This window comes from Psychromonas sp. (assembly GCF_983033635.1).
Genome location: NZ_CEZLMY010000197.1, coordinates 1 through 5,510, shown reverse-complemented (window position 1 = coordinate 5,510; position 5,510 = coordinate 1). Strand labels below are relative to the sequence as shown.

General features: G+C 40.1%; 7 protein-coding genes. 4 read left to right on the top strand and 3 right to left on the bottom strand.

From position 1 onward, the window contains the following. Both AC4GME_RS16650 and AC4GME_RS16645 read right to left on the bottom strand, forming a co-directional pair. The coding region (locus AC4GME_RS16650) for a hypothetical protein (RefSeq protein WP_490379809.1) at positions 1–195 on the bottom strand (195 nt) is incomplete at its 3' end. Then, entirely contained in the window at positions 188–844 is a 657-nt protein-coding gene (locus AC4GME_RS16645; protein WP_490378081.1) for a response regulator transcription factor, read from the bottom strand. The genes AC4GME_RS16645 and AC4GME_RS16650, both read right to left, overlap by 8 nt. A gap of 317 nt (positions 845–1,161) precedes the next feature. Between AC4GME_RS16645 and AC4GME_RS16640 the strand changes: the two genes are divergently transcribed. Together AC4GME_RS16640 and AC4GME_RS16635 are read left to right on the top strand one after the other, a co-directional pair. Then, on the top strand, positions 1,162–1,614 hold the full coding sequence (locus AC4GME_RS16640; RefSeq protein WP_490378085.1) for a YccF domain-containing protein: 453 nt from the start codon (positions 1,162–1,164) through the stop codon (positions 1,612–1,614). A 393-nt stretch (positions 1,615–2,007) separates the two neighbouring features. Further along, complete coding sequence (locus AC4GME_RS16635) at positions 2,008–2,268, top strand: histidine phosphatase family protein (protein ID WP_490378080.1); 261 nt, start codon at positions 2,008–2,010, stop codon at positions 2,266–2,268. Positions 2,269–2,814: 546 nt separating this feature from the next. On the opposite strand, the gene AC4GME_RS16630 is transcribed toward AC4GME_RS16635, so the two are convergent. Next, the gene (locus tag AC4GME_RS16630) at positions 2,815–3,066 is read right to left on the bottom strand and encodes a DUF2498 family protein (protein WP_028862649.1); all 252 of its coding nucleotides are present in this window, start codon (positions 3,064–3,066) and stop codon (positions 2,815–2,817) included. Positions 3,067–3,466: 400 nt separating this feature from the next. Between AC4GME_RS16630 and AC4GME_RS16625 the strand changes: the two genes are divergently transcribed. Continuing rightward, on the top strand, positions 3,467–4,696 hold the full coding sequence (locus AC4GME_RS16625; RefSeq protein ID WP_490379811.1) for an IS110 family RNA-guided transposase: 1,230 nt from the start codon (positions 3,467–3,469) through the stop codon (positions 4,694–4,696). Between the two features lie 359 nt (positions 4,697–5,055). Beyond that, positions 5,056–5,510 (top strand): hypothetical protein (locus tag AC4GME_RS16620; RefSeq protein ID WP_490379808.1); only part of this gene is annotated, 455 nt, incomplete at its 3' end.

The following is a 5,510-nucleotide window of genomic DNA, read 5'->3' as shown; positions in this document are numbered from 1 at the left end:
GAGGCTCAGTTTCTTTTCAACCGTGTCTAATAACAATTCGATTTGAGTATTAATATTTTTCTTCAAATGCTCGTTGATGGCCGAGGGGATCAATACCGCTACAACCAGTATCACAGGGAGCAGCCAGACAGCGGCAGAAAACAGCAGCCGCTGACGTAAACTGAGTCTGGAAAAATTTATTTTTTGTTTAAGCATTGAGTTGATATCCCAGCCCGCGTACCGTTTTGATGACCTCAGAGGAGGTTTTTTTACGAATTCGGCCGATAAAAACATCCACGGTATTTGAGTCCCGGTCAAAGTCTTGTTTGTAAATATGCTCAACTAATTCTGTACGCGGTATCACTTTATCGGGGTTATGCATAAAGTAGGCGACAACCTTGTATTCCAAGGCGGTCAGATTTACGGGCACGCCCTGCCAGGTAACTTTTGAGGTTCGTGTATCAAGGCTGAGGTCTCCCATTTTTATCACCGTGGATGTGTTACCTGATGCCCGTCTTAATTGTGCGCGAACTCTGGCTATCAGTTCAACCATTTCAAACGGTTTAGTTAGATAGTCATCTGCGCCGGCATTCAGTCCTTCTATTCTTTGTGAAAGACTATCTCGGGCGCTTAAAATAATAATAGGTGTATTAATCCCTTCATCTCGGATCCCCTTTAATACCGTAAGTCCATCCAGCTTAGGCAGTCCTAAATCCAGTATTATAATTTCCCACTCTTCAGAGGTTGCACGATACAAAGCATCAATGCCGTCCTGTGAATGTTCCGGGACCCACTCAACACTTTCTAATGCTTCGCAGATTTGTTCCCCTAATTGAATGTTATCTTCTACTACTAGTACCTTCATTATTATTATCCTTAATGCGTTACATGAGAATCCTGCACCTGTTAACAACTTTTGATTAATATCCTGATGCTAGCAGATTATGGTTATTTATTTGTGAAACACTAGTGTTTTATAAAATAGAGAACAACCTAAACGGCTGTTTTTTTATGATTTATTTTTATCACGACTAACATGAATGGAATATGAATATAAGATTCACACCGAGTTAAAAAGCAGAGTACTAAGATAGTTTCATGTTATTTGGGGCTGGAGTTAACTTTATTAGCCGCTTATTGTCAGTTTTCTTGTGGATATATTATGTAAGAGGAATAAATATAATGAGAGCAATCGGTAATTTAATTTGGTTTGTTTTTGGCGGGGTAGTAATGGGACTCGCCTGGTGGTTAGCTGGAGTTATCGCCTGCCTTACCATAGTTGGTATTCCTTGGGCTAAATCTTGCTTTGTGATGGGCAGGCTGGCATTTTTTCCATTTGGAAAAGAAATTATCGCGCGAGATGATTTAACGCTAAGAGAGGATATAGGAACAGGCCCCTTAGGTTTCTTAGGGAATGTGATCTGGTTTTTATTTGCAGGTTTATGGCTGGCGATCGGTCATTTAATTTCAGCTGTATTGTGCTGCTTAACCATCATTGGTATTCCCTTTGGTATGCAGCATGTGAAGATGGCAGTAATGGCGCTGGCTCCTGTTGGCAAGACAGTAATAAGCAAAGAAACCGCACAGGCAGTGCGAGTGGATAACGCCAGAAATAGAAGGTATTCAATGCGATAGAGGTAATGTAAGCAATAATCAAGAGGTATTACGCAGGTTATTAACTTGCGTCACTTTTCACTTATGGGGGAGCCGGAAGTTTTTTAGCAGTCATAAAAACGCTTTTGCTGCCCGAACAGCGCGATTATTGTTTGTGCTTCATCCATGTTTTCTGTGCCGTTGAATTAACGGAATTGGCATTTACAGCCATAGCGACCAGGACTCCCAGCAAAAACTCTGTTTATTGAATGTGTTTTTTTCTAAAAATTTACCTTTGTCGAGGTTTCAAATTAAGTTGTTCAAGTCCTTATCCTGTATAATTTAAGCTCATATTTAGATTAAATGAGAGACCGTTTTTAAGGCTGCCAACCCTTAGTTTATTTTCATTTTAATGTTGATTTATAAGGTTATTTGATGACTACTCTTTATTTTATGCGCCATGCTGAAAGTGAAGTAAACCTCTCTGATATTTTAGCTTCACAATTAGATTTCCCTCTAACTGGAAAAGGCAAAAAGGATGCGGTTCAGATAGCTGAAGAAGTGCTGCAGTTTCACCCGATAGATCATATTATCAGCTCGCCTCTTATACGTGCTAAACAGACAGCTGCACCTTTTGAAAAATTGTTCGCTTTAACTGCTGATACAGATCTGCGGGTTATTGAACAGGATCTTTGAAAATACGCCGGTAAAACTTATGCACAGCTGGATGATGAACCTGACTACAGCCATGATAGAAGTTTACGCTGGGAGTGGGGACCGGATGGAGAGGAGGGGGGGCTTATGAATGAAGTGGCTAAGTAATTTGGATCATTGATTTATAGGTTTCTAAATTGCTTTGGGGGCGAAAGTACATTAGCGCAATCGTTCAAGCAATGACCATTCAGATCGACTTAACTGATAAGGAACTTCGATTTTGCACGCTACTGGGAGAAAGCGAGCGTAAATGGGGGAATATCAACAGACAAATAGTGCAAAAGTTCTAAGTCGGTTTGTGCCCCGTTGCGAGTTAGATTGATGAGGCGCTAACGCCCCATAGTGAATTAGAAACTTACAAAATCATGGCCAATTTTACTCAGCCACAACAGTCCTGTGCAAGATTCACGTGCTGAAAAAACGGTACTATTGGCTTCTACTAACAATAAAACCTAATTGAAGTATTTGTAATATTCTTGAGTAGAACCCATTTCTCCTAAATTAGGGAATATTTTGTGACCGCTATTTTCAATCAATTAACGTGTATTTATTTGAAAAATGGTGACAAAGCCATTTATATAAGTTGAAAGCGATCATACTCTTTGCTGTAGGTAGGCCATTTTCATCTAAAAATGATTCGCCTTTAAAAGTAATAACACCATGTTGTTCTGCAACACTTTGTACCTTAACACCTACGATAAAATCTTCATGCTCTGGTAACTGTGCATTTGCTAATACAATTAAGTCAGCACTTTTGATCGCTTGCTTGTCGTTGCTCATTTGTTAATTCCTTCTCATACTAATTGAGCAATATATTATCCAGAGTCACGGGTAAATCACAAGTTAAAGGGAATAGATATTATGCAGAATTTTTCCGCTGTGTACTTATCGTAAAAAGTATCACAACGGCAACATTTCCTATCTCGCAATGTGCCCCAATATAATATGAGTTGTCTACAAATATCGTTAATAATGATATGTAGACATGCACTCATTTTGTACGAATATCGCCCCTTAACATTCGATGTTTTGCGCTTTGCTTTCGACAAAATGAGTGACTCAAACTCACTAACGAATACTCAGGGCTTGCCAGCAACGCTCATTATATTGCCTTCGAAGAGTTTGAGAACGCATGCATCCTCTTTAAACCTTTGGAGGCACTATGAATACTCATTTAGAAATAAATCAATATCATGCATTTGTTGGTATTGATTGGGCAGATGATAAACATGATATTTGTTTACAAGATCTTGCTACAAACAAACGAGAATTATCCGTCATCAAACACAAGCCTAAAAATATTGACACATGGGCTAAAAATCTAAAAAAACGATTTGCTGGTCCTATCGCTGTTGCTGTTGAACTCAGCAAAGGCCCGATTGTTTACGCCTTACAAAAGTATGATTTTATTGTAATAATTCCAGTTAACCCGACGACATTAGCTAAATATAGAACAGCATTTAAACCTAGCAGGGCGAAGGATGATCCCACTGATGCAGAACTCGCATTAGAGTTAATGCTTCGCTATCCTGAGAAATTCATACCACTAAAACCTCAAAGTACTAATATGCGGAAGCTTATGTATCTTGTTGAACAAAGAAGGAAATTAGTAGATGAAAAGCAACGAGCCGTTAATCAAACTATCGACACATTAAAACAGTATTTTCCTCAAGCTGTTGAATGGTTCCCCAAAAAAGACTCCCGTATCTTTTGTCGATTTATGACTCGTTGGCCCACTCTTCAGCAAGCACAGAGAGCCCACAAAGACACCTTAGAGGACTTTTTCCATAGCAACTACATACGTGATATCCAAAAAATTGCTAAGCGTGTAAATGCCATAAAAGAGGCAATACCGCTAACTGAAGATGAAGCCGTCATTGATACCCACTCTCTGTTTATGACCGCTTTACTAGAGCGAATTATATGTGCAATGAAGCACATAAAACTGTTTGATCACAAAATTGCTGAGTTAATGAAAATATTACCAGACGCAGAATTATTTACAGGACTACCAGGTGCAGGAGCTTGCCTGTCTGCCCGCTTGCTAAGTGCGTTCGGTGAGCAAAGAGACCGATTCACTTCTGCTCAACAGTTACAACAATATGCAGGAATTGCCCCAGTCACAGAGCGTAGTGGTAAAAAATCATGGGTACATTGGCGGTGGCAATGCCCTAAGTTTTTAAGGCAAACATTTATCGAATGGGCTTCTCATTCAATTTATAGTTCGTATTGGGCTAAAATTTTTTATCTCAAAAAAAGAGAATTGGGCAGTTCACATCAAGCCGCTATTCGTGCCCTTGCATTCAAATGGATCAGAATTGTTTATAGGTGCTGGCAGGATCACAAGCCTTATAACGAAGTTCGTTATTTAAGAGCATTAAAAGATCGCGGTTCACCATTATTAGACTGAGGAAAAGCTTGAACTAATCCTCAGGGCGTGAACCGACTTAGAAATCAATTTTGGAAGAGACTGCATTAACGCCGCAAACAACAGTCGTAATGCGTCGGCTTGATTTGCCTTGAACTACTCAAAACTATCAGCACTGTATGCTACAAAATCTTAACCCAATGATATTAAAGAGTATTGCGCTATAATTATCCCGAGTTGAGGTTAAATATGTAGATAGCTCACACTTCGATACCTGTGTATTCTAATGATAGATTCCTGCATCCAAATGATTAGCGCCATGCTTGGTAAATATTTTACATTGCGCGTGAGAAGCCAATAAAACCTTATTGGAGAATCATTAAACCAGCTTAGGAGTAAACATGAATACCCCGAAAAATTTATTCAGCAAAAAAAAACTATCGATGGCTATTACTGCCGCCCTTTTATCCGTTGTTGTAAGCGGATGTAATGATAGTAGTAGCTCAACAGATGCGAAAAACCCAGACACAGATGCGCCGGCAACGCAGACACGCGTTGATGCGCTAATTTCGAAAATGACACTGCAACAAAAAGTCGACATGTTAATGGGTGCACAAGAGCCTAGGACTGCTGCTGAAGCCACCGCTGCCGTAGGCTACCTTAAAGGTGTCCCAGAGCTGGGTATCCCGGCAGTACGATTAACCGATGGCCCGGCAGGCATTCGCTTAATTGGCACTAAGGCAACAGCTATGCCGGCGCCAGTTGCCTTGGCGGCCAGTTTTGATACTAAAGTTGCCCGTGAAATCGGTCACGCAACTGGTGCGGAAGGTAAAGCGTTAAGACAGGATGTATTACT

What these genes read in the sequence shown, in the direction of transcription:
- AC4GME_RS16645 (WP_490378081.1), bottom strand. Translation starts at nt 844, where the DNA reads ATGAAGGTACTAGTAGTAGAAGATAACATTCAATTAGGGGAACAAATC.
- AC4GME_RS16640 (WP_490378085.1), top strand. Translation starts at nt 1,162, where the DNA reads ATGAGAGCAATCGGTAATTTAATTTGGTTTGTTTTTGGCGGGGTAGTA.
- AC4GME_RS16635 (WP_490378080.1), top strand. Translation starts at nt 2,008, where the DNA reads ATGACTACTCTTTATTTTATGCGCCATGCTGAAAGTGAAGTAAACCTC.
- AC4GME_RS16630 (WP_028862649.1), bottom strand. Translation starts at nt 3,066, where the DNA reads ATGAGCAACGACAAGCAAGCGATCAAAAGTGCTGACTTAATTGTATTA.